Source organism: Kitasatospora sp. NPDC056800 (assembly GCF_042789775.1).
Classification (GTDB): domain Bacteria; phylum Actinomycetota; class Actinomycetes; order Streptomycetales; family Streptomycetaceae; genus Kitasatospora.
In genome coordinates this window covers 19,985-42,794 of sequence record NZ_JBHUAL010000004.1, presented here as the reverse complement: position 1 = coordinate 42,794, position 22,810 = coordinate 19,985, and the positions used below count along the sequence as shown (strand labels likewise).

Below are 22,810 nucleotides of genomic sequence, written 5' to 3'. Positions count from 1 at the left end.
CCGTCGGTCGCCTCCCGGCTACTCCTCGGCCGGGCGGCGCGGTGGCGGGGGAGCCGTGGCGGACGGTGCCGGGTCGGTGTCGCGCGTCGGCTGTGCGGGCACCGACCCGGTGGGGCCCGGGGCCGGTCCGGCCGGTGCCTGGTCGGCCCGCGCCTGGTCGGCCCTCGCCTGGTCGGTCAGTGCCTGCTCGATCAGCGGCGCGGCCTGTTCTCCCAGGTGGCGGCCGAGCGTCTGGTAGGCGTCGAACTGCTGGTGGTCGAACCACTGGTCGCTGGTGCGGTCGTTCGGGAAGGCCCGGTTCGCCATCGCGTAGGCGTGCAGCTCGTACGGCATCCCGGGGGTCAGTACCGCCTGGAGGAGGATCAGCCGGCCGTGCCGGACGGCCCCGGGCCCCTCGTCCAGATCCGGGTAGCGGATGTCCCCGGTGACCACCGCCCGGGCCGAGAGCCGGGCGGAGAGCTGTTCCGCGAGCCCGCGCAGCGGTGGCCGGCGGCCCGCGCGGCCCTGCACGCCGTCGTCCGCGCGGCCCTGCACGCCGTCGTCCGCGCGGCCGTCCGAGCGGCCGTCCGCGTCGTCACCCTCGGTGGGCCGGTCGGCGGCGGTGCCCGGGATCAGCAGCTCGGGCTCGTGCAGGGTGATGGCGACGCCCAGCTCCTCGCGGGCCAGGGTGATCGCGGCGGCCAGGTTGGTGGCGTACCCCGCGTCGCCGCTGGCGTCGATGCAGACCACCGTCCGCACCCGGTGCCGCAGCAGCTCGACCAGCCCGAGGTTCTCGTAGTGGCCGCCGTCGGTGGTGAGCAGGAAGCGGTCGTCGGCCGGGAACCGCCCGATCAGCTCCCGCAGTTGGTACGGGAGGCGGCGGACGGCGGGCTGCGCGGGGCGGCGCCAGTCCGGCGGACCGGACCAGTCGGGGCCGAGTACCGCCGGGTTGGGCAGCCACGTCCCGAGGCGGGCGTTGGTCACCGCGAACAGCCGCTGGTAGACGCGGGATTCCCGCCCCATCGCGGAGGAGAAGGCCGCGCCGGAGACGGCCATCGCCGACTGCACGGTGAGGTCCCGGGCGATGTGCGCACTGGTGCGCCGCTCCAGCAGGTCGGTGCGCGCGTACCCGATGTCCGGGCCGCCCACGTAGTCGTAGGAGAGCGAGAAGGAGGCCGCCGGACGGCCCGGTGGCGTACGGGAGTTGCCCGACAGGTTGGCCGCCGCCGAGAAGATCACCTGGGGGAAGTCGGGGTGCCGGGCGCCGTAGTGGCTCAGCCACGTCTGCTCCCGGAAGAAGTGGTACGGGCGGGCCACCGACCGGCCGCCCTCGGTGGCCCGCCGGACCGCGAACGCCGAGGCCAGCCGCAACCGGTAGAACGGGTGCAGGCTCACCCAGGTCTGGTCGAGGTTCAGCCCGACCGCGCCGAGCACCAGGGGCAGCAGCACCTGGACGGCCGTCGGCCAGGCGTAGCCGGTGGCGACCGCCCAGCCGAGGGCCAGCAGCGCACCCGCCGTCAGCGCCAGGAGGGCGGAGCAGACCACGAGGGTCTGCGGGAGGCTGGCGCCGCTGACCCGGGGCCGGCCCGCCGCGCCCGGCGTGGTGGCACCCCGACCGGGCGTCCGGCGGTCGCGCCAGAGTATGCCGAGCAGCAGCGCCAGGTAGCTGAGCGCCACGGTCAGGCCGAGCCCCGCGCCGGTGAGCTGCGGCCCCGCCGCCAGCGCCTGCTGGAGCCGCACCGCGCCCCAGGCCAGCCCCGGTACCACCAGCACCCCGACGGCCAGCAGGGCGGCCAGGGCGAGCAGGCCGAGATTGGCCCTGCGCAGCGCCCGTGGCAGCAGCGCCTGCCAGCCGAGCGAGGGGAAGGCCAGCAGCCAGAGCAGCCAGCACCCGGTGGCCGAGGCCAGCAGGAGGCCGAAGGCGGCGAGTGCCGGTGCCCGGAGCTCCAACGGCCCCGGTACGGCGCCGGCGTGGCGCAGCCCGGCCGCCGCCAGGTGGCTCAGGTCGGTGAGCGGCACGGCCCGGTAGAAGCGGCTGAGCCCGAGGCCGAGTGTCAGGACGGCGGCCAGCAGCAGGGTGAGGGCGGACAGCACCCCGCGCAGCAGCGTCCCGAGGGCGACCAGCCATTCGCCCGCGCCGTCGGCGATGTACTTGCCGTGCCGGCGGAGGTGGTCCTCCTCGGGGGACCCGGGCTCCATCACGGTGTCGGCCGTCAGGCCCGAGACGGCGCGCACCGGGCTGCCGGGCGCGGAGTCGCTGAGCGCGAGCTGGAGCGCGCCGACGGTGTAGCCGCCGCCCGAGACGGAGACCAGGTAGCGGGCCCGTTTCAGCCACGGCCGCAGCGACTGGAGCGCGCCGAGGGTGACGCAGGCGGAGCGGATGCCGCCGCCGGAGGCGCAGAAGCCGAGTTCGGCGGGTTCGCGGCCGGGCGGCACCCGGGCGGCGTCGCGCCAGTGGGCGTGCCGGACGGGCGCGTCCGGGGCGTCCGGCGCTTCGGCGGTGGGCGTCGAGGAGCCGCGCCGGGCGGCGATCGGCCAGGGCGGGATCAGCGCCGGACGGTCGGGGGAGTCGGTGCCGCGGGCCTTCGCGCCCGCTCGCGCCGGCCGGAGCCCGCGCACCGCGCGGGTGGCGGTCACCAGCAGGATGCCCGCCGCGAGCACCCCGGCGGGCAGGAGCAGCAGCCACTTGACGGTGGCGAGCGCGGTGGCGACGGCGAAGGGGGTGTCGGAACCGCCCGCACCCGGGTGGAGGCCGTCCAGCCCGGCGCGCAGCAGCGCGTCCTCGCCCAGGTCGCAGCAGGCCGCGAGCAGCCCGGCGCCGCCGACCGCGACGGCCGACAGCCGCCGGCGGGCCGGCCCGAGCACGTACCCGCCGAGCAGCGCGGCGGCGAGCAACGTCAGCCCGTAGCCGCCGATCAGCCAGCCGTCGGCGCGCAGCGCGGCCAGGTGGTCCGCGGCACGGCCGCCGACCACGGCCTCGGCGGCCGCACGGGAACCGGCGAGCTGGAGGGCGACGTCCCGTACACGCGGCGCCTGGTGACGGAACAGCAGCCCGCCGAGGAGGACCGGCAGCAGGGCGCCGAGGGCGAGCAGCAGGCCGGCCCAGGCGGGCAGGGCGGGCGGCCGCGCCGCCGGGCCTCCGCCCGCCGCGCTATCTGCCGTACCCGTCGCCTCCGCCGCTTTCTTCGCCGCCGCCGTCTCCGTCGCGGAATCCGCCACCACCATCGTCACCCCCCGCTTGGCCGCCCCGATCCCCCGTGACCGGGACGCTGAACTCGTAGGAAACCACCGATGACTGACGATCCGTAGTGATCCACCGCGATGTCCACGCGGGTCTTACCCCACCATCGCCGATTGCGCACCCAGGGTGTCCGGTTTCACTCGAACGAGTAAGAAGGCGACGCGTGGGGTAGATCAGCTTTTCATCCCACCCGGGACCATCCGCGTGTCCGCGCAACAAGATCACCCCAGACGCGTTTCCACCGACGTATTGTCAGGCCACCGAGGCCGGGCCTACCGTCTACAGATCGCTTTCTACGCACGTAGACCCTGCGGTTTCCCGAGCGGACCCGCAGGCGAGACCCGCCCCGTCAACCCTCAGACCGCGGGCCCGACCGCACGGCCGGGCCGCGGAGTTGCGGAGGTAACCATGTCGCAGATCGTCCGGGCCGCGCTCGTCCAGACCCGCTGGACGGGTGACCAGGAGAGCATGATCGCGCTCCACGAGCGGTACGCCCGCGAGGCCGCCGCCCAGGGAGCGAAGATCATCGGCTTCCAGGAGGTCTTCAACTCCCCGTACTTCTGTCAGGTCCAGGAAGCCGAGCACTACCGCTGGGCCGAGGCCGTCCCCGACGGCCCGACCGTGCGCCGGATGCGGGACCTCGCCCGCGAGCTCGGGCTGGTGATGGTCGTCCCGGTCTACGAGGAGGAACAGGCCGGCGTCTACTACAACACCGCCGCCGTCATCGACGCCGACGGCAGCTACCTCGGCAAGTACCGCAAGCACCACATCCCGCAGGTCAAGGGCTTCTGGGAGAAGTACTACTTCAAGCCCGGCAACCTCGGCTGGCCCGTGTTCGACACCGCCGTCGGCAAGGTCGGCGTGTACATCTGCTACGACCGCCACTTCCCCGAGGGCTGGCGCGCCCTGGGCCTGGCCGGCGCGCAGATCGTCTACAACCCCTCCGCCACCAGCCGCGGCCTGTCCGCCTACCTCTGGCAGCTCGAACAGCCCGCCGCCGCCGTCGCCAACGAGTACTTCGTCGCCGCGATCAACCGCGTCGGCACCGAGGAGTACGGCGACAACGACTTCTACGGCACCTCCTACTTCGTCGACCCGCGCGGGCAGTTCGTCGGCGACGTCGCCTCCGACAAGGAGGAGGAACTCGTCGTCCGCGACCTCGACCTCGGCCTGATCGAACAGGTCCGCCAGCAGTGGGCGTTCTACCGGGACCGCCGGCCCGACGCCTACGGGCCGCTCGCCGAGGCCTGAGGAGCAGCGCGATGACCACCAACGACGTGAGGGCCACCCGCGACCCGCACCAGCGCACCGTCGTCCGCGGCGGCCTCGTCATCACCGCCACCGAGGAACTCCACGCCGACGTCCTGATCGAGGGCGAGCGCGTCGCCGCCCTGGCCACCACCGGCAGCTCCGCCGCCGAGGCCTGGACCGCCGACACCGTCATCGACGCCACCGGCCACTACGTCATCCCGGGCGGGGTCGACGCCCACACCCACATGGAGCTGCCGTTCGGCGGCACCGCGGCCTCCGACACCTTCGAGACCGGCACCCGCGCCGCGGCCTGGGGCGGCACCACCACCATCGTGGACTTCGCCGTCCAGTCGGTCGGCGGCTCGCTGCGCGAGGGCCTGGACACCTGGCACGCCAAGGCCGAGGGCAACTGCGCGATCGACTACGCCTTCCACACCATCGTCTCCGACGTCAACGACGCCGTGCTCAAGGAGATGGACACCCTCGTGGACTCCGGCGAGTCCACCTCCTTCAAGCTCTTCATGGCCTACCCCGGCGTCTTCTACAGCGACGACGGCCGCATCCTGCGGGCCATGCAGCGCGGCGCCGCCAACGGCGGGTTGATCATGATGCACGCGGAGAACGGCATCGCCATCGACGTCCTGGTCGAACAGGCGCTCGCCGCCGGGAGGACCGCCCCCCGCTACCACGGCGAGGTCCGGCGCGAACTGCTGGAGGCCGAGGCCACCCACCGGGCGATCAAGCTCGCCCAGGTGGCGGGCAGCCCGCTCTACGTGGTGCACGTCTCCGCAGCCGCCGCGCTCGCCGAAATCGTCGGGGCCCGGGACGCCGGCCTCAACGTCTTCGGCGAGACCTGCCCGCAGTACCTCTTCCTCTCCACCGACAACCTCGCCGAGGAGGGCGCCGACGGCTTCGAGGGCGCCAAGTACGTGTGCAGCACGCCGCTCAGACCGCGCGAGCACCAGGAGGCGCTCTGGCGCGGGCTGCGCACCAACGACCTCCAGGTGGTCTCCACCGACCACTGCCCGTTCTGCTTCGTCGGCCAGAAGGAGCTGGGCCGGGGCGACTTCTCGAAGATCCCCAACGGCCTGCCGGGCGTAGAGAACCGGATGGACCTGCTCCACCAGGCCGTGGTGGACGGGCACATCAGCCGGCGCCGCTGGGTCGAGATCGCCTGCACCACCCCGGCCCGGATGTTCGGCCTGCACCCGCGCAAGGGCACCATCGCCCCGGGTGCCGACGCCGACCTGGTGGTCTACGACCCCACCGCGGTGCAGACCGTCTCCGCCGCGACCCACCACATGAACGTGGACTACTCGGCCTACGAGGGCCGTCGACTCACCGGCCGGGTGCGGACGGTGGTGTCGCGCGGCACCGTCGTGCTGGACGACGGCGACTGGCGCGGCCGGGCCGGCCACGGCACCTTCCTGCGCCGGGACACCTGCCAGTACCTGGTCTGATCCCTCTCCCGATTCCCGCCCCTCCCGTTCCGCGACGTCCACCCGCCGCCGCCCGGTCTGCCGGCCGTCCGGTCGCCCGCCCGGCTGCCGGCCCGCTCCTTCGACCGGGGCGACCGATCCGGCCGACGGCCGGGTGGCGGCGGTCAAAACCCTTACCTGGAGCCCCTCATGGACATCGGCCTCGTCCTCCAGACCGACCCGCCCGCCCGACTGCTCATCGACCGGATGATCCGCGCCGAGCGGGCCGGGTTCAGCCACGGCTGGACCTTCGACTCCTGCGTGCTGTGGCAGGAGCCCTTCGTCATCTACAGCCGGATCCTCGCCGAGACGGAGCGGATGACCGTCGGCCCGATGGTCACCAACCCCTCCACCCGCACCTGGGAGGTGACCGCCTCCACGTTCGCCACGCTCAACGACATGTACGGCAACCGGACCGTCTGCGGCATCGGCCGCGGCGACTCCGCCATGCGGGTCGCCGGGCGGAGCCCCGCCACCCTCGCCCGGCTCTCCGAAGCCATGCACGCCATCAAGGAGTTGGCCGAGGGGCGCACCGCCGAGGTGGACGGCAGCGAGATGCACCTGCCGTGGGTCCGCGCCGGCGCCTCCCTGCCGATCTGGATGGGGGCGTACGGGCCGAAGGCGTTGAACCTGACCGGACGTCAAGCCGACGGCTTCATCCTGCAGTTGGCAGACCCCTACCTCACCGAGTTCATGGTCAAGGCGGTGCGGGCCGCCGCCGTCGAGGCCGGCCGGGATCCGGAGTCGATCACCATCTGCGTCGCCGCCCCGGCCTACGTCACCGCCGACGACTCGCCCGAGGCGCTCGCCCACGCCCGGGAGCAGTGCCGCTGGTTCGGCGGGATGGTCGGCAACCACGTCGCCGACCTGGTCAGCCACTACGGCGAGCACTCCGACCTGGTACCGGAGGCGCTCACCGACTACATCAAGGACCGCCAGGGCTACGACTACAGCCACCACGGGCGGGCCGGGAACCCGGACACGGCCTTCGTCCCGGACGGGATCATCGACCGCTTCTGCCTGATCGGCCCGGTGGAGGCGCAGCGGGCCCGACTGGCGGAGCTCCGCTCGCTCGGCGTCGACCAGTTCGCCGTCTACGCCATGCACGACGCCATCGAGACCACCATCGACGCGTACGGGACGGACGTCATCCCGCACCTGTGACTCCGCCCGGCGCCCCCACCCGAGCTCAGCCGCGGATCCGCCCGCGGCGGACGGGAGTTGCCCATGCCCGGAACCGCGACCAGTGACGGCAGACAGTGGCACCACCCCGACGGCCGGGTCGAACTCGACCCGGCCGCCGGGGACTTGCCATCCAACGGCTTCACCAGCGACGACCTGCGGCCGGTCCCGGTGGCACGGCGTACCTGGACCACGTACAACTTCCTCGCGCTCTGGGTCGGCATGGCCCACAACATCCCGTCCTGGACCCTGGCTTCGGGCCTGGTCACGCTCGGCATGGACTGGAAGCAGGCGGTGCTGACGATCGCGCTCGCCAACCTCCTCGTGCTGGTCCCGATGCTGCTCACCGGGCACGCCGGCACCAAGTACGGCATCCCGTTCCCGGTCTTCGCCCGGGCCGCCTTCGGGCTGCGCGGCGCCAACCTGCCCGCCCTGCTGCGGGCGGCGGTGGCCTGCGCGTGGTTCGGCATCCAGACCTGGATCGGCGGCGAGGGCATCTTCCTGCTGGCGGGCAAGCTGTTCGGCGAATCCTGGTGCACGGCCGGTGAGTTCGGCGGCCACCCGTGGACGCAGTGGCTCTCGTTCCTGCTGTTCTGGCTGATCGAGATGGCCATCATCGCGCGGGGGATGGAGGCGCTGCGGCGGTTCGAGAACTGGGCGGCGCCGTTCGTCATCGTCGGCGCGCTCGCGCTGCTGGTGTGGATCACCGTCAAGGCGGGCGGGCTCGGGCCATTGCTCGACCAGCCGTCCAGGCTGGGGTGGGGCGGCGGCTTCTGGAAGGTCTTCTTCCCCGCGCTGATGGGCATGATCGGGTTCTGGTCCACCCTCTCGCTGAACATCCCCGACTTCACCCGCTTCGGCGGCAGCCAGCGGGCCCAGATACGCGGGCAGGCGCTCGGCCTGCCGACCACGATGACGCTCTTCGCGTTCCTGTCCGTGCTGGTCACCTCGGGCTCCGAGGCGGTCTACGGGGCCCCGGTGTGGGACCCGATCCAGCTGGCCGCCAAGATGGAGAACCCGGTCGGCATCCTGTTCGCGCTGCTGACCGTGCTGGTCGCGACGCTGTCGGTGAACATCGCCGCCAACGTGGTGTCGCCCGCGTACGACCTCGCCAACCTGCTGCCCCGATTCGTCACCTTCCGGACCGGGGCGCTGATCACGGGGGTGGTCGGGATCGTGATCCTCCCGTGGCGGCTGATCTCCGACCCGCACGTGTACATCTTCACCTGGCTCGGTGTGGTCGGCGGGCTGCTCGGCACGGTCGGCGGAGTGCTGATCGCCGACTACTGGGCCCTGCGCCGCACCCGCCTCCGGCTCGCCGAGCTGTACCGCCCGGGCGGGGCGTACTGGTATGCGGCCGGCTGGAACTGGCGGGCCGTGACGGCGCTGCTGGTGGGCGGCGTGCTGGCCGTCGGCGGCTCGTACTCCACCGTCGACGCCGACGGTGCGAAGCAGGGACCCTTCCCGGCGGACGGCCTGATCCCTGTCCTCAAGCCGCTCGCCGACTACGGCTGGGCCGTCGGGCTGACGGCGGCGGCCGTGGTGTACCTGGGGCTGAGCGGGGTGTTCGGGAGGGGGAGCGGGGAGGCGGGGGAGGGCTGACGGGGGAGGACGAACGACTGACGGGTGACAGCGAACAGCTGACAGATTTCGAAAGTTGTCAGCTGTTCGCTGAAACCCGTTCGACGGCGGCGAGGACCTTGGCCGCGCCGTCCTCGGCGGCCAGGGCGGTGGCGACGGCTCGGGCGCGGGTGCGGTAGCGGGGGTCGTCGAGCGTCAGGCGGAGGGAGGTGGCGAGGCGGGCGGGGGTGAGGCCGCGCAGGGGGACGGGGCCGGGGGAGACGCCGAGCCGGGCCAGTCGGGCGGACCAGAACGGTGCGTCGAGCTGGGCGGGCACGGGGACGGCGGGGGTCCCGGAGCGGAGGGTGGCGGCCGTGGTGCCGGCACCCGCGTGGTGGACCACGGCGGCGGTGCGGGGGAAGAGCCAGTCGTGCGGGGTGTCGCCGACGGTCAGGACGGAGTCCGAGTCCTCGGCGGCCAGTCCGCTCCACCCCGACTGGAGCAGGAGGCGCACCCGGGCGGCGCGGGCGGCGGCGAGGACGGTCGCGGTCAGCCGCTCGGCGTCGGGGACGACCAGGCTGCCGAAGCCGACGAAGACCGGCGGCGGCCCGGCGGTCAGGAAGTCGAGCAGCCGGGCCGGGGGCTGCCAGTCCGGCCGGTCGGCCGGCCACCAGTAGCCCGCCACCTCCAGTCGGGGGCGCCAGTCGGCGGGTCGGGGCACCACCAGTGGCGAGAAGCCGTGCAGGACGGGGTGATTGCGGCGGGCCCGGGCGATGCCGAGCGGCGGCAGGCCGAGCCGACGGCGCAGCCCGCGGACGGCCGGGACGAACAACTGGTCGGTCGCGGCCTGGACGGCGTGTCCCGCCAGCAGGTTGCCGGACCGGCCGAGCGATCGGGTGCCGGTGACGGCGGGCGCGAACTCCCGGGTGGGGGCGAGGGGTTGGAGGTACAGCCCGATGCTGGGGATGCCGGCCGCCTCGGCGGCTACCTGGCCGAGTGCGCTGGTGGTGCTGGTGGTCAGCAGCAGGTCGGTCCCGAGCGCCGTGGCGTCGGCGATGCCGTCGCCGAGTGCGGGCATGAACCTCCGGCCGAGCCGCAGGAGTTGCAGGACGGCGCCGGGTCCGCTGCCGGCCCGCAGCAGGCGCCGGCCCTCAACGGAGGCGAGTTCGGCGCGCGGGTCGACCGGCAGTGGGCGGAACTCCAGCCCGGCGGCCCGTACCGACTCGGCGAAGGTGTCGTGGGTGGCGACGGCCACCTGATGCCCGGCCGCCCGCAGCCGGACGCCGAGCCCGGTGAAGGGGGCCACGTCGCCCCGGGAGCCGGCGGTGGCGATCAGGATGCGCATGGCCGCAGTATTTCGGCGCGGACGGCGAGCGGGAAGGGCGCCACGCGCGGGCGGTCCGGCCTGAGCGGCCGGTGTCGTCGGCCGGTCCCGTCGGCCGGTCTCGTCCGCCGGGTTCGGACGGTGCTGCGCGGGTGGCCGACCGGGGCGGCCGACGCGGGTGGCGGAACCGGGCGGCGGGCGGTGGCGTCCTTGCGGGCAGAGCGGACGGGACGGGGCCGTCGCGCCTTGGACGGGAAGGGATGCCGGATGAGCATCGTCGCGTGGATCGTGCTGGGCTTGCTGGCGGGTGCGCTGGCCAAGCTGCTGCTGCCGGGGAAGGACCCGGGCGGCCTGATCGTGACCACCCTGATCGGCATCGCCGGCTCCTTCGTCGGCGGCTGGATCGCGTCGCACTTCATGCACCGCTCGATCACCGCGCACTTCTTCGACGCGGCGACCTGGGTGTCGGCGATCGGCGGCGCCCTGGTGCTGCTGATCGCCTACCGGCTGCTGTTCGGCAACTCGCGCCGCTGACGGAATGGTTCGGTGCGGCCCCGGCGTCCGGGAGACGGCGGGGCGTGCCGGGGGAGGGGAGTTCCGCCGACCGGTACGACGGCGCCCGGATGGCCGGTTCGAACCGGTCCTTGCCGGTGCTGGAACGGTGCGAGGCCCTCGTACGTCCTTCCGAACGGGACCCGGGGGCTCGACGGGGTCGCCACACCGATGACGCAAGGGGCGGCGGATGAGCTGGATGGCGTGGATCGTGCTGGGCCTGGTGTCGGGGACACTGGCCAGGATGGCGATGTCGAGGGGGGAGCGCGGCCTGATCGGCAGCACCCTGATCGGCATCACCGGCTCCTACATCGGCACCTGGATCGTCTCGCACTGGATGCACGGGACGGTGAAGGTGAGCTTCCTCGACGTCACGACCTGGGTGTCGGCGATCGGCGGCGCCATGGTCCTGCTCTTCGGCTACAAGGTGCTCCGCTTCCTTGCCCGGCGCTGACCATCTGGTGCTGACGGCTCGATGCTGATGGCTCGGCGCTGACGGCTCGGTGCTGACCGCCGGGCTCTGAAGCCGGGCGGTCAGCACCCGGCACCGCCCGGTTACCGGTCGGCGGTCCGGGACGCCTCGGCGACCCAGCCCGGGAGCGGCTCGCGCGCGGCGAGCCAGCCGGGCGGCAGGTCCGCGAGCCCGGTCCGGGCGGCGGCCACACCGGCGGCGATGGCGCAGGTGGTGTCCTTGTCGCCCCAGCCCTCCAGGGTGTTCCAGACGGTCTCCGGCAGCGAGTCCAGGTGCCCGGCCGCGGACCAGAGGGCGAACGGCACGGTGTCCGCGGCGGAGATCAGCGCTCCCGAGCCGAGCACGGTGGCGGCGTGCCGGACGCTGGTGTGCTCGGGCATCCGGGCGGCGATCCGGAGCCCGGAGCGGACCTCGCTGTCCGGCAGCCGTCCGGCGATCTCGGTCAGCAACTCGGCCCGGCCGGGCGGGTTTCCGCCCCGGCTGCGGACCGCCAGCGCAGCCGCGAGCGCGACCGCCACCGCACCGGCGACGGCCTCCGGGTGGAAGTGGGTGGTGAGCGCCTGCAGTTCGGCCTGCCGGACCACCGCGTCGAGGTCCTCGGCGAACCAGGCGCCCAGCGGCGCGACCCGCATCGCGGCGCCGTTCCCGTGCGAGCCCTGACCCTCGAACTGGGCCGCGGTGATGGCGCGCCAGTCCCCGCCGGCGCCGATCCCGCGCAGGACCCGGTGCATCGACGGGCCGTACTTGCGCCCGTACTCGCGGGCGTACTCGGCGGCGAACTCCCGGGCGAGCGCGTCCGGTCGGACCTCGCCCGCGGCGAGCAGGTGGCGGACCAGCACAAGCGCCATGGCGGTGTCGTCGGTCCAGTGCCAGGGTGCGGGCCGGACCAGCCGGGCGGCGAGCGCGGCGGGCGCCTCGTCCAGCGGGACCGAGAACCACCGGTCGCCGAAGGCGTCGCCGAGGGCGAGTCCTTCCAGGCTGTCCAGGACCGGGCGGGCCGCACGCATGTCATCCTCCATGTGAGATCAACTGTGTGCGGCAGTCTGCCGGAGGGGGCAGGACGCCGGCGAGCGGTTATTCCTCCGCTCGCCGGCGCCATATCTGCTGACGGTTCGTCACTTCGCCTTCAGGCCACCGAGGACGAGCTTCCAGACGGCGTCGAACCGGTCGTCGACGTCGGGGGTGGACCAGGTGGACGCGTAGGCCGGGTCGTGGAAGGGGCCGGTCGCGTCGAAGACGGCGCGGGCGGTGTTGCGGATGTGGGCGAGCTTGAACTCCTTGGTCTCGATGCCCTCCGCCACCATCCGCGCGATCTGGTCGACCAGGGTGTCGACGTGGGTGTCCACCAGGCCGCTGTTCTCCTCGACCAGCACCATGTAGGTGGCGAACAGCTCCGGGTCGTCCAGCGCCTTCTTCCGCTTGGCCGTGAACAGCGCCGTCAGCCACCGCTGCAGCCGCTCGGAGGCGGGGCCGCCCTCGTTGGAGACGGTCGACAGCTCGTGGTGCGCCTGGTCGAGCCAGCGCTGGGTGACCGCCTCGCGCAGCGCGGCCTTGCTGGGGAAGTGGCGGTAGACGCTGCTGTGGCTGACGCCGAGGATGCGGGCGACGTCCACGACGGTGGCCTTGGCCGGGCCGAACCGCCGGAGGACGTCCTCCGCCGCGCTCAGGATCTGCTCGGCGGTGAGTGTGGTGTCCGTGGTCACGGGGAGGTCCGTCCTTAGGTCGTGCGGTCGGGTCGTGCGGCGATGGCGCCGGTGGTGCGGTGCGGCGCTGGTGGTGCGGTCAGCGCTCGCTGTCCAGGTGGGCCATCTGTGCGGCAGCGTACCGGTCACCGGCGGCGGAGCCGGCGGGTACGGCGGCCTCGACGGCGGCGAGGTCGGCCTCGGTCAGCGCGACGTCGAGGGCGCCGAGGGCCTCGGTCAGGCGGTCCCGGCGGCGGGCCCCGACCAGCGGGACGACGTCCTGACCGCGGGAGGCCACCCAGGCGATGGCGACCTGGGCGACGGTGGCGCCCCGTGCGACGGCGATCTCGCGCAGGGCCTCGACCAGCGCGAGGTTGTGGGCCAGGTTCTCGCCCTGGAAGCGCGGGCTGTGGCTACGGAAGTCGGTCCCGGCGAGGGCCCGTCCCCGGTCCCAGTGGCCGCCGAGCAGGCCGCGGGAGAGCACGCCGTACGCGGTGATGCCGATGCCGAGCTCGCGGGCGGCGGGCAGGACGGCGGCCTCGATCGAGCGGGAGAGCAGCGAGTACTCGATCTGGAGGTCGCTGATCGGGTGGACGGCGGCGGCCCGGCGCAGGGTGTCGGCGCCGACCTCGGAGAGTCCGATGTGGCGGACGTAGCCGGCCTGCACCAGGTCGGCGATGGCGCCGACGGTCTCCTCGACTGGGATGCCCGGGTCCAGGCGGGCCGGGCGGTAGACGTCGACGTGGTCGGTGCGCAGGCGGCGCAGGGTGTAGGCGAGCGCGGTCTTGGTGGCGGCGGGGCTCGCGTCGTAGCCGAGCCACTGGCCGTCGGGGCCGCGCTGGGCGCCGAACTTCACGCTGATCTGCACGCTCTCGCGGTCGCGGCCGCGCAGCGCCTCGTGGATCAGCAGCTCGTTGTGGCCCATGCCGTAGAAGTCGCCGGTGTCGAGGAGGGTGACCCCGGCGTCGAGGGCGGCGTGGATGGTGGCGATGCTCTCGGCCTCGTCGGCCGGGCCGTACAGGTCGGACATGCCCATGCAGCCGAGGCCGAGGGCCGAGGTGACCGGTCCGGTGGTGCCGAGGGTGCGCCGGGCGGGGCGGGTGTGGGAGGACACGGGTGACTCCAAGGGGGCGGGTGCGGTGCCGGAGGGGCAGGAGCAGGGTGACCCGGGTCTCACTGTGACACGACAGCGAACAGATTTCAAAATCTGTTCGCTGTCGTCTGTTATCTGAAAGTTGAAATCTGTCGACTGTCATTTGTTCGGCGGACGGGCGGACGGGCGGGCGGACATGCGGTCGGTCGGTCGGTCGGTCGGACGGGCGGGCGGGCGACTGCGGCATGGCGGCAGACGCCCGCACCGAAGCCGACATCAGTCGGCGACCCGGCTCCGGTTCTCGTACGCGAGGTCGGTGTACTCGGGGTGGCGGAGCATCCAGCCCTTGATGAAGGGGCAGGTGGCCAGCACGGACAGGCCGCGGGCGCGGGCGTCGTCCAGGGCGGCGCGGGCCAGCGCGCTGCCGATGCCCCGGCCCTCGAAGGCGGGCTCGACCACGGTGTGCGGATAGACCACCAGCTGGTCGCTGCGCAGGTACTCGGCGAAGCCCGCCGGCTTGCCGTCCTCCCAGGCCTCGAAGCGGTTCCGGGCTTCCACGTCACGTACCGAGATGGTCATCGCGGCTCCTCACTGCGGGAGAGTCGGAGCCGGGCCCGGCCCCGGTCCATCATCGGGGGAGCGGGGCCGCCCCGCCCGCCGATCCGGTTGCCGTGTCCGTCGTGGTCGTCGTGCTCGGTGCCTTGCTCGGGGGCGCCGGTTCGACCGCCGGCCCGATAGCGGGCCCGACAGTGGGCCCGACGGCGGGTTCGACAGCGGGGCTCCCGGCCGGTGCCCAGGTCTCGCGGCCGCCCGGCGACCGCAGCAGGCAGGCGCGGGCGGGCGGCACGTTGCGCCACACCGTGCGCTCGCCCAGCCCGTACGCCTCCTCGAACCGCCGCAGCAGCCGGACCACCGCCCGGTGGCGGGCGCCCCGGCGGGGGCCGGAGGTGAGGCTGCGCGCCGTCGTCGTGCCGAGGTACCCGAAGTACGTCAGCTCGCCGCCGGGCGCCAGCAGCCGCAGGTAGAGGTCGAGGATGTCGCGCACCTGCGCGGGCTCGAAGTTGGTGAACGGCAGCCCGGACACGATCACGTCGTACCGCTGCCCGCGGTCCTCCGCCCGGGCCCCTTCCGGCGCCGGTCGACGGCACTCCGGCAGCTCCTCGACCCGGCAGGCCGACAGTCGCAGGCCGACCCCGGGGTGGCGTGCGGCGAGGACCGGGTCCTCGCGCAGCCGTTCGGCGAACCGCGGGTTGGCCTCGACGACGTGCAACCGGTCGCCCGGGCGCAGTACTTGGGCCAGTCGGCGGGTGACCACGCCGGTGCCGGCGCCGACCTCCAGCACCGAGATCGGACGGTTCGGGCGGCTGGTGACCGGTACCACCAGGGCGTTCACCAGCTCCGGGCCGCTCGGGGCCAGCGCGCCGGTGTCGTGGAAGGTGCGCAGGGCCTCGGCGAGGAACAGCAGGTGGTCGCCACCGGCGGGCGAACTGTACAGGGGGGAAGGGGGGTCCGGACGGTGGTGGAGCCGTTCGTTGGTCATGCCGTCGACGCTAGGCAGGGCGGAGCCGCCGCGAATCGGCCGGTCAGCGGCGCCGACCCCCGACGAAAGTCGAGGGTGCGGTTACCCGGAAGACAGAGGCGCTCCGCGGCCGAGCGCCCCTAGCATCGAGCCCGAGGTGCCCAAGGGCGGACGTACGGAAGGCTTTCGGGCCGAGGAGAGCGGAAAGGAGGAGCACCATGCGCCGGAGTGTGCTCGGCTGGTACGGGCCGGACCACCGGGCCGGGACGGACACGTTGCTGCTGCTCGGCCTGCTCGGCCTGACCATCGAGGAGGCCCTCGCCCAGTGGACGCAGACCGACGGTCCGCTGCGCCTGCCGCGCACGGTCGTCGCCGCGCTCGCCGCGGTCTCGCTCTTCTTCGCCCGCCGCCACCCGGTGGCCTCGGCCGTGCTGCCGGTGCTCACGGGCGGGCTGTTCAACCGGGCCGTCCCCGGCCTGTTCAGCGTCTTCCACCTCGCCTACCTCGGCCGGCCGGGCCTGGCGATGGCGGGCGGCTCGGTCATCGCGGTGGCCAGTGCGGTGGGTGTGGACTCACTGGTCGGCCGGGCGGGTACCGCCGGGTCCCAACTCCTGGTCCAGGCCGCCACGATGGCGGTCGGCCTGTGGCTGCGGGGCAGACGGGTGCTGATCCGCACCCTGCACGAGCAGGTCGACGCGCTGCGCCGCGAGCGCGAGCTGCGCGCCGAACAGGCCCGGTCCGCCGAACGGGCCCGGATCGCCCGGGAGATGCACGACGTGCTGGCCCACCGGCTCAGCCTCCTGGTCCTGCACGCCGGGGTGCTGCGCGACCAGGCCAGGGCCGGCACCGTCGCCGACGACCCCGACCGGCTCACCCACCGCCTCGAACTGCTGCGCACCACCGCCGCCCGGTCGCTCGACGACCTGCGCGACGTCCTTGGCGCGCTGCGGGCCGACCCGTCGGCCCCGCCCGCCACGGGAGGAGAGCCGTCCATGCCCGTCGAGGCCGGGCGCGTCCCGGCGCCCGCGCTGCGCGACCTCACCGAGCTCGTCGGCGAGGCGACCCAGGCCGGCCAACGGGTCGAACTCACCCTCTCCGGGGAGCCGGAGAGCATCCCGACCACCCACCGGCTGGCCGTGCACCGGCTGGTGCAGGAGGCGCTGACCAACGCCCGCAAGCACGCGCACGCCGCGCCCGTCACCGTACGGGTCGGCTACGGGGCGCCGGCGACGACGGTCGAGGTCCGCAACGGCCCGGGCGAGGCGCCGTTGGGCGGGCCGGGCACCGGTGGCGGGTACGGGCTGGTGGGGCTGGCCGAACGGGTCGGCGCCCTCGGCGGCCACTTCGACGCCGGTCCGGACGGTGGCGGCGGCTTCCGGCTCTCCGCCCGGTTGCCCGCGCCGGACCGCCCGCCGCAGGCGGTGCCGGACGAGGCTTCCGCCCGGCTCCGTGGCGACGGTCCGGATCCACAGTCGGTGCGCGCGGTGGCGTACCCCGGGCGGGCGTCGCCGCGGCCGGAGCGGGGGAAGGGGACGCCAGGGGCGCGGCAATCGCAGGAAGGGGCGCAGGGGGCGCGAAGAGTGAAGCAGTCGGAGCCACCGAAGCAACCGAAGCGACCGGAGGAACCGACGCAGCCGAACCAATCGACGCAAGCGACGCAACCGACGCGGGCGAAGCACGTTGAGCAGGAACCGAAGCCGCAGCCGAAGGACGCCGCATGATCCGAACAATGGTGGTCGACGACGACGCGCTGGTCCGTCTCGGCCTGGTCGACCTCCTGGCCCAGGACCCGGAGCTCACCGTGGTCGCCGAGGCCGCCGACGGGCTGCAGGCCGTCGAGCTCGCCGCCGGTCGGCGGATCGACGTCGTGCTGATGGACATCCGGATGCCCCGGCTCGACGGGATCGCCGCCACCCGGCGGCTGCGCGAACTCCCCGACGGTCCGCGGGTCATCGCCCTCACCACCTTCGACCTGGACGAGTACGTGTACCAGGCGCTCGCGGCCGGGGCGGACGGCTTCCTGCTGAAGGACACCCCGCCCGCGGAGATCGCCCGGGCCGTCCATGTCGTCGCCGGCGGCCAGGGGATGCTGCACCCGGCGGCCGCTCGGCGGCTGATCGACCGCTACCACCGGGTCGGGGCGCCCCGGTCGGTGGCCGCCCGCAGCCGGGCCGCCGGACTCACCCCGCGGGAGACGGACGTACTGCGCGAACTCGCCGACGGGCTCTCCAATGCCGAGATCGCCGGTGTGCTCGGGATGCGCGAGAGCACGGTCAAAGCGCACGTCAGTCGGATCCTGACCGGGCTCGGAGTCGCCAACCGGGTCCAGGCGGCGCTGCTCGCACGCGACGCCGGGCTGATGGGCGACGGCGGCTGAGGACGGACGGCTGGGATCGGCCGGGCCCGGGTTCGGGTGCCGGGGTGCCCGGGTGCCGATCGGTCGTGCACCCGCGGGTACGGTCGCGAACGTTCGCGCACGCGCATATCCGGGCGCTGTCCCGCTGTTCCGGGGTGCCGCCCCGTCGTGCCAGGGGTTGCAGCCGAAGCACGTCGGGGCTCGGTGGGGCACATCGGGGCACGGCATCGGCCAGTGTTCACCTTGGCGTTCCCCGGACGTTCCTCCGGAGTCGGGGCGGACGTCGAAGCGGGCTTCCATGAGCCGCCGCGTGCTCCCGGTTCGTATCGCGTGCTGAGCCGCTGTCACCCATCCGGCGTGGAAATGCCGTGCCTTGGCCGTTTGCGCTGCCGAACTCGGGCGGCGGGTCCATGGTGGAGATGGGCGCGATCCGGCGACCGCGTCCGCGCGCCGATCCAGGCCCGCGCGCCGAGCGCCCGCGCCGAAAGCGGACGGGTGTTGTCCGAAGCGGGGCCCGGTACCGGCACGCTGGGAACAGGGCCACCTCGCAGGAAACCGAACGGTTCTTCTAGGCTCACATCTCGGCTTCCCTGCGGCGGTCCGGCCACTGCGCCCACCGCCACGAAGCCGCCGTCCACGGGGCTCCGGGCGGACCGGGGCCACCGGATCGAGCGAGGAGGACGCACATGCCAAGCACGCCGCCCAACCGTTCCACCGTACTTGGGCCAGACAGGCCGATTCGGTGGGCCGCTCATCATCCCGGTCGGCCGGTGCGGTCCGGCCGGGCCTGGTACCCGGGCGGGAGCGGTCGGCCGGCACGGCCGCTGTATACCGGCGGCGGCCGCGGAGGCGAGCGTTGAGTCCCCAGATCGTCGGGTCGCCCGCCGCACCGGGCGCCGCCGCGGAACCCGCCCCGACGTCGGTCGCCGTCCCGGCCGCCACCGACGGTGAGGCCCCTGCCGCCGCCACGGCCACTGCGACCGCCGCCGCCGCTACCGCCGCAGCCACCGCTACCACCACCAACGGCACCGCCGCCGGCACCGCAACTGCCGCTGCGGATCCGGGCACTACGGTCTCGGCCCCTGCGCTTCCCGCCGCTTCGGTCCAGGCCACCGCGGCCGCGTCCGGTGCCGCGAAGACCGTCGTGGCCAAGGTGGCCGTCACCACGACCGCAGCCGCCAAGTCCGCCCTCACGAAATCCGCCCTCACCAAACCCGTCGTCGCGAAGGCCGCGGCGGCGAAGAGCCCCGTGACGAAGAGCCCCGCGACGAAGAACGTCGTGGCGAAGAACGTCGTCGTGAAGCCCGCGACGGGCCCGGCCGCCACCGCCTCCCATGGGGCCACCGCCGTCACCACGGCGCTGCCCGGTGTGCCGCAGGCGCTCAGCACCCGGGCCCGCACCCTCGCCGGGGCCGTCCGGCGTCGCTGCGTCGACCTGGCGCGGATCGAGTCGCCCAGTGGGGACGCCCCCAGACTCGACGCGCTCGCCGAGGAGTTGGCGGCCGGCTTCTGTGCCACCGGTGCCACCGCCCGGCGCGAGCCCGGACCGGCCGGCGACCACCTCGTACTGGAGTGGGAGGGTCGGGACGAGTCCCTGCCGCACCTGCTGATCGTCGGGCACCACGACACCGTGTGGCCGGTCGGCACCCTCGCGGACTGGCCGGTGACGGAGGAGGACGGTCGGCTCACCGGGCCCGGCGTGGTCGACATGAAGGGCGGACTCGCCATCCTGGAGGGGGCGTTGTCGCTGCTCGCGGACCTGGGTGAGCGCCCGCACCGGACCGTCCGCCTGGTCGTGGTCTCCGACGAGGAGGTGGGCAGCCCCGACGGACGCCGCCTGGTCGAGCGCCAGCTGCGCGGAGCCGCCGCGGTCCTGGGTCTCGAACCGCCGCACCCCGACGGTCGGTTGAAGACCGCGCGGCGCGGCAGCACCCGGGTGCGGCTCACCGTGACCGGCCGCGAGGCGCACGCGGGCAATGACGCCCACGACGGGGTGTCCGCGGTCGACGAGCTGGTGGACCAGCTCGTGCTGGTGCGCGACCTCGCCGGTCAGCCCGGCACCGAGCTCAACGCCGGTCGGATCAGCGGTGGTTCGCGCGCCAACGTGGTCGCCGGCCGGGCCGAGGCCGAGCTGGGGCTGCGCTTCGCCACGGTCGAGGCGCAGCGCCGTACGCTGGACAACCTCGCCCGGCTCACCGCGCTGCGTCCGGGCGCCCGGGTCCGTACGGAGGTGCTGTCCAGCCGTCCGGCCTGGCCCGAGCGGACCGGCAACCCGCTGTTGCGGCACGTGCGTTCGCTCGCCGCGGTGCTCGGGCAGCAGTTGGACGGCGCTCCGGCGGGCGGGGCGGGGGACACCAACCTGCCGGGCTCGCGCGGGCTTCCGACCCTGGACGGCTTCGGCGCGGTGGGCGCCGGGGCCCACGCCCGGCACGAGCACATCCGGGTCGACCAGATCGCTCCCCGGATCGCCCTGCTGGCGGCGCTGCTCGCGGTGCCGCTGCCGCGACTGCGCGACCGCGCGGAGGGCTGAGCCGGCGGTGAGCTGCTGACGGCCGGGAGCCGGTCGCCGGCCCCCGGCGGTCGGCGGCGGCGAACGTAGAACGGCGGACAGCGGCCGGCGGACGGCGGACGTAGAGCAGCGAACGTAGAGCAGCGAACAGAGAACAGAAGACAGCCGACGGATAACAGCTGACAGATTTCAGAATCTGTCAGCTGTTATCTGTTGCGCACCTTGCCATCCCTCAGCCCCTCCGCGCAGAATGGTACCGACCGACCGAACGGTCAGTCGGTTGGCCGATGCTCCAGGCGGCCTCCGGGCAGGAGACGAGAGGGGACTGTGGTGACAGCAGAGGTGGCCGAGACGGTCCCCGCGCAGACGCTGGAGGACCGGTTCGAGGCGGTCGTCGCCGCCGAGCAGCGGATCGAGCCCAGGGACTGGATGCCCGACGCCTACCGGGCCACCCTGATCCGCCAGATCGCCCAGCACGCCCACTCCGAGATCATCGGCATGCAGCCCGAGGGCAACTGGCTGACCCGGGCCCCGTCCCTGCGCCGCAAGGCCATCCTGCTCGCCAAGGCCCAGGACGAGGCCGGCCACGGCCTCTACCTCTACGCCGCCGCCGAGACCCTGGGCGTCGACCGCGCCGAGCTCACCGAGAAGCTGATCTCCGGCCGCCAGAAGTACTCCTCGATCTTCAACTACCCGACTCTCACCTTCGCCGACGTCGGCGTGATCGGCTGGCTGGTGGACGGCGCCGCGATCTGCAACCAGGTCCCGCTCTGCCGCTGCAGCTACGGCCCGTACGCCCGCGCGATGGTGCGGATCTGCAAGGAGGAGTCCTTCCACCAGCGCCAGGGCTACGAGCTCCTGATGACGCTGATGCGCGGCACCGAGGCCCAGCGCCGGATGGTCCAGGACGCGGTGGACCGCTGGTGGTGGCCGTCGCTGATGATGTTCGGCCCCTCGGACGCAGACTCGCCGAACACCGCCCGCTCGATGGCCTGGCGGATCAAGCGGCACAGCAACGACGAGCTGCGCAGGCGCTTCGTCGACATGACCGTCCCGCAGGCCGAGCACCTGGGCGTCACCCTCCCGGACCCCGAGCTGCGCTGGAACGAGGAGCGCGGCGGCTGGGACTTCGGCGAGCCGGACTGGTCCGAGCTGACCAGGGTCATCCACGGCCAGGGCCCCTGCAACGCCCAGCGGGTCGAACGCCGCCGCACCGCCCACGAGGACGGTGCCTGGGTGCGCGAGGCGGCCGTCGCCTACGCGGCCAAGCGCGCGGCCGAGGCCGCCGGGCCCACGGAAGCCTCCGAAGCCACCAATGTGACCGAACAGGAGAACGGAAAGTGACCGACCCCCAGGTTGGCTCCCCGTCCGGGTCCGAGGCCGGGCCCAAGGCCGGCTGGCCTCTGTACGAGGTGTTCGTGCGTCCCCGGCGCGGGCTGAACCACGTCCACGTCGGCTCGCTGCACGCCGCCGACGACCGAATGGCCCTGCTCGCCGCCCGCGACCTGTACACCCGCCGCAACGAGGGCGTGAGCCTCTGGGTGGTCCGCTCGGACGCGATCACCGCCTCCACCCCGGACGAGCGCGACCCGTTCTTCGAGCCCAGCGGCGACAAGGTCTACCGCCACCCGACCTTCTACGACATCCCCGAGGATGTCCCGCACATCTGACGGGGGAGCCACCGTGCACGACCACACCACCTCCACCACCTCCACCGCCGACACCGGCCAGGACGACCACGTCTACCTCAGCCTCGCCGACGCCGCCCCCGGCCCCGAGGGCGAGGGCCGCTGGGCGTACGGGACGGGCTTCGCCGATCCCCTGCTCGGCGTGGACACCGCGCTGCCCCCCGGTCTGGACGGCGCCGACCTCGCCGCCTACTGCCAGATGCTGGGCGACGACGCCCTGGTCCTCGCGCAGCGGCTGATCGAGTGGTGCACCCGGGCGCCCGAGCTGGAGGAGGAGGTCGCGCTGGCCAACCTGGGCCTCGACCTGCTCGGCCAGGCCCGCCTGCTGCTCACCCGGGCCGGTCAGGCGGACGGTACCGGCCGCACCGAGGACGACCTGGCGTACTGGCGGGAGGAGCACGAGTTCCGCAACGTCCGTCTGGTGGAGGCCCCGAACGGCGACTTCGCCTACTCGATCGCCCGGCTGCTGCTGTTCGCCACCGCGCGCGGCGCCCTGTACGAGGCGCTGAGCGCGCACCCCGACCCGGTGCTGGCCGCGGTCGCGGCCCGGGGCGTCAAGGAGCTGGCCTACCACCGGGAGTACGCCACCGCCTGGACCCTGCGCCTGGGCGACGGCACGCCGTACTCCGCCGGGCGGATGCAGGCCGGGGTGGACGCGGTCTGGCCGCTGCTGGAGGAGCTGTTCACGGCGCACCCGGTGGAGCTGCGGGCGGGCGTCGACCCGGCGGCCCTGCGCGAACCGGTGTTGCGCTCGCTCGGCGCCGTTCTCGCCGAGGCCGGGCTGACCGTGCCGGACGTACCGCCGCTGGCCACCGTCCTCGGCCTGGCCGGCCGGGACGGCGTGCACACCGAGGCGCTCGGCCCGCTGCTCGCCGAGTTCCAGGTGCTGGCCCGCGCCCACCCGGGGGCGACGTGGTGACCGGC

General features: G+C 73.9%; 19 protein-coding genes. 12 read left to right on the top strand and 7 right to left on the bottom strand.

The window, feature by feature from the left end; genetic code table 11:
* Positions 1-18: 18 nt before the first annotated feature.
* Positions 19-3,198, bottom strand: a complete 3,180-nt coding sequence (locus ACFRQN_RS01805) for a hypothetical protein (RefSeq protein ID WP_143204629.1) — start codon at positions 3,196-3,198, stop codon at positions 19-21.
* Positions 3,199-3,628: 430 nt separating this feature from the next.
* On the opposite strand from ACFRQN_RS01805, the gene ACFRQN_RS01800 reads away from it, so the two are divergent.
* The 4 genes from ACFRQN_RS01800 (at position 3,629) to ACFRQN_RS01785 (ending at position 8,733) form a co-directional block, all read left to right on the top strand.
* On the top strand, positions 3,629-4,471 hold the full coding sequence (locus ACFRQN_RS01800) for a nitrilase-related carbon-nitrogen hydrolase (RefSeq protein WP_049649708.1): 843 nt from the start codon (positions 3,629-3,631) through the stop codon (positions 4,469-4,471).
* A gap of 11 nt (positions 4,472-4,482) precedes the next feature.
* Positions 4,483-5,931: a dihydropyrimidinase gene (hydA, locus tag ACFRQN_RS01795; RefSeq protein WP_074004224.1), complete on the top strand. Its 1,449-nt coding sequence runs from the start codon at positions 4,483-4,485 to the stop codon at positions 5,929-5,931.
* A gap of 168 nt (positions 5,932-6,099) precedes the next feature.
* Positions 6,100-7,113: a TIGR03842 family LLM class F420-dependent oxidoreductase gene (locus ACFRQN_RS01790; protein WP_049649710.1), complete on the top strand. Its 1,014-nt coding sequence runs from the start codon at positions 6,100-6,102 to the stop codon at positions 7,111-7,113.
* A 63-nt stretch (positions 7,114-7,176) separates the two neighbouring features.
* Positions 7,177-8,733, top strand: coding sequence for an NCS1 family nucleobase:cation symporter-1 (locus ACFRQN_RS01785; protein WP_074004225.1), 1,557 nt, complete (start codon positions 7,177-7,179; stop codon positions 8,731-8,733).
* A 58-nt stretch (positions 8,734-8,791) separates the two neighbouring features.
* Here the strand turns inward: ACFRQN_RS01785 and ACFRQN_RS01780 are convergent, their stop codons facing one another.
* Entirely contained in the window at positions 8,792-10,036 is a 1,245-nt protein-coding gene (locus tag ACFRQN_RS01780; RefSeq protein WP_074004226.1) for a glycosyltransferase, read from the bottom strand.
* A 246-nt stretch (positions 10,037-10,282) separates the two neighbouring features.
* Between ACFRQN_RS01780 and ACFRQN_RS01775 the strand changes: the two genes are divergently transcribed.
* Positions 10,283-10,549 (top strand): GlsB/YeaQ/YmgE family stress response membrane protein, encoded by a 267-nt coding sequence (locus tag ACFRQN_RS01775; RefSeq protein ID WP_049649713.1) that lies wholly within the window; start codon positions 10,283-10,285, stop codon positions 10,547-10,549.
* 208 nt (positions 10,550-10,757) lie between these two features.
* Positions 10,758-11,021 carry a GlsB/YeaQ/YmgE family stress response membrane protein gene (locus ACFRQN_RS01770; protein WP_063780048.1) on the top strand — a complete coding sequence of 88 codons (264 nt, stop codon included), beginning with the start codon at positions 10,758-10,760 and terminating at the stop codon, positions 11,019-11,021.
* Between the two features lie 101 nt (positions 11,022-11,122).
* Here the strand turns inward: ACFRQN_RS01770 and ACFRQN_RS01765 are convergent, their stop codons facing one another.
* The 5 genes from ACFRQN_RS01765 to ACFRQN_RS01745 all read right to left on the bottom strand — a co-directional run bounded on the left by ACFRQN_RS01765 (position 11,123) and on the right by ACFRQN_RS01745 (position 15,354).
* Positions 11,123-12,046, bottom strand: a complete 924-nt coding sequence (locus ACFRQN_RS01765; protein WP_074004227.1) for an ADP-ribosylglycohydrolase family protein — start codon at positions 12,044-12,046, stop codon at positions 11,123-11,125.
* Positions 12,047-12,154: 108 nt separating this feature from the next.
* Positions 12,155-12,742, bottom strand: coding sequence for a TetR family transcriptional regulator (locus ACFRQN_RS01760; RefSeq protein ID WP_074004228.1), 588 nt, complete (start codon positions 12,740-12,742; stop codon positions 12,155-12,157).
* Positions 12,743-12,821: 79 nt separating this feature from the next.
* Positions 12,822-13,835 carry an aldo/keto reductase gene (locus ACFRQN_RS01755; protein WP_380717491.1) on the bottom strand — a complete coding sequence of 338 codons (1,014 nt, stop codon included), beginning with the start codon at positions 13,833-13,835 and terminating at the stop codon, positions 12,822-12,824.
* Positions 13,836-14,090: 255 nt separating this feature from the next.
* Positions 14,091-14,393 carry a GNAT family N-acetyltransferase gene (locus ACFRQN_RS01750; RefSeq protein WP_049649718.1) on the bottom strand — a complete coding sequence of 101 codons (303 nt, stop codon included), beginning with the start codon at positions 14,391-14,393 and terminating at the stop codon, positions 14,091-14,093.
* A gap of 49 nt (positions 14,394-14,442) precedes the next feature.
* Positions 14,443-15,354 (bottom strand): class I SAM-dependent methyltransferase, encoded by a 912-nt coding sequence (locus ACFRQN_RS01745; RefSeq protein WP_074004230.1) that lies wholly within the window; start codon positions 15,352-15,354, stop codon positions 14,443-14,445.
* Between the two features lie 197 nt (positions 15,355-15,551).
* On the opposite strand from ACFRQN_RS01745, the gene ACFRQN_RS01740 reads away from it, so the two are divergent.
* The 6 genes from ACFRQN_RS01740 to paaC all read left to right on the top strand — a co-directional run bounded on the left by ACFRQN_RS01740 (position 15,552) and on the right by paaC (position 22,805).
* Positions 15,552-17,054 carry a sensor histidine kinase gene (locus ACFRQN_RS01740; RefSeq protein ID WP_074004231.1) on the top strand — a complete coding sequence of 501 codons (1,503 nt, stop codon included), beginning with the start codon at positions 15,552-15,554 and terminating at the stop codon, positions 17,052-17,054.
* Complete coding sequence (locus ACFRQN_RS01735; RefSeq protein ID WP_074004232.1) at positions 17,051-17,710, top strand: response regulator transcription factor; 660 nt, start codon at positions 17,051-17,053, stop codon at positions 17,708-17,710. Before ACFRQN_RS01740 ends, ACFRQN_RS01735 begins: the two co-directional genes overlap by 4 nt.
* An 835-nt stretch (positions 17,711-18,545) precedes the next feature.
* A complete protein-coding gene (locus tag ACFRQN_RS01730) occupies positions 18,546-20,219 on the top strand; it encodes a M20 family metallopeptidase (protein WP_198959430.1) in 1,674 nt (557 codons plus the stop codon).
* 321 nt (positions 20,220-20,540) lie between these two features.
* Positions 20,541-21,542 carry a 1,2-phenylacetyl-CoA epoxidase subunit PaaA gene (gene paaA / locus ACFRQN_RS01725; RefSeq protein WP_117491030.1) on the top strand — a complete coding sequence of 334 codons (1,002 nt, stop codon included), beginning with the start codon at positions 20,541-20,543 and terminating at the stop codon, positions 21,540-21,542.
* Positions 21,539-21,868 carry a 1,2-phenylacetyl-CoA epoxidase subunit PaaB gene (gene paaB / locus ACFRQN_RS01720; RefSeq protein WP_049649721.1) on the top strand — a complete coding sequence of 110 codons (330 nt, stop codon included), beginning with the start codon at positions 21,539-21,541 and terminating at the stop codon, positions 21,866-21,868. The genes paaA and paaB overlap by 4 nt, the downstream gene beginning before the upstream one ends.
* A gap of 13 nt (positions 21,869-21,881) precedes the next feature.
* A complete protein-coding gene (paaC, locus tag ACFRQN_RS01715; RefSeq protein WP_380737483.1) occupies positions 21,882-22,805 on the top strand; it encodes a 1,2-phenylacetyl-CoA epoxidase subunit PaaC in 924 nt (307 codons plus the stop codon).
* The last annotated feature ends 5 nt before the right edge of the window (positions 22,806-22,810 follow it).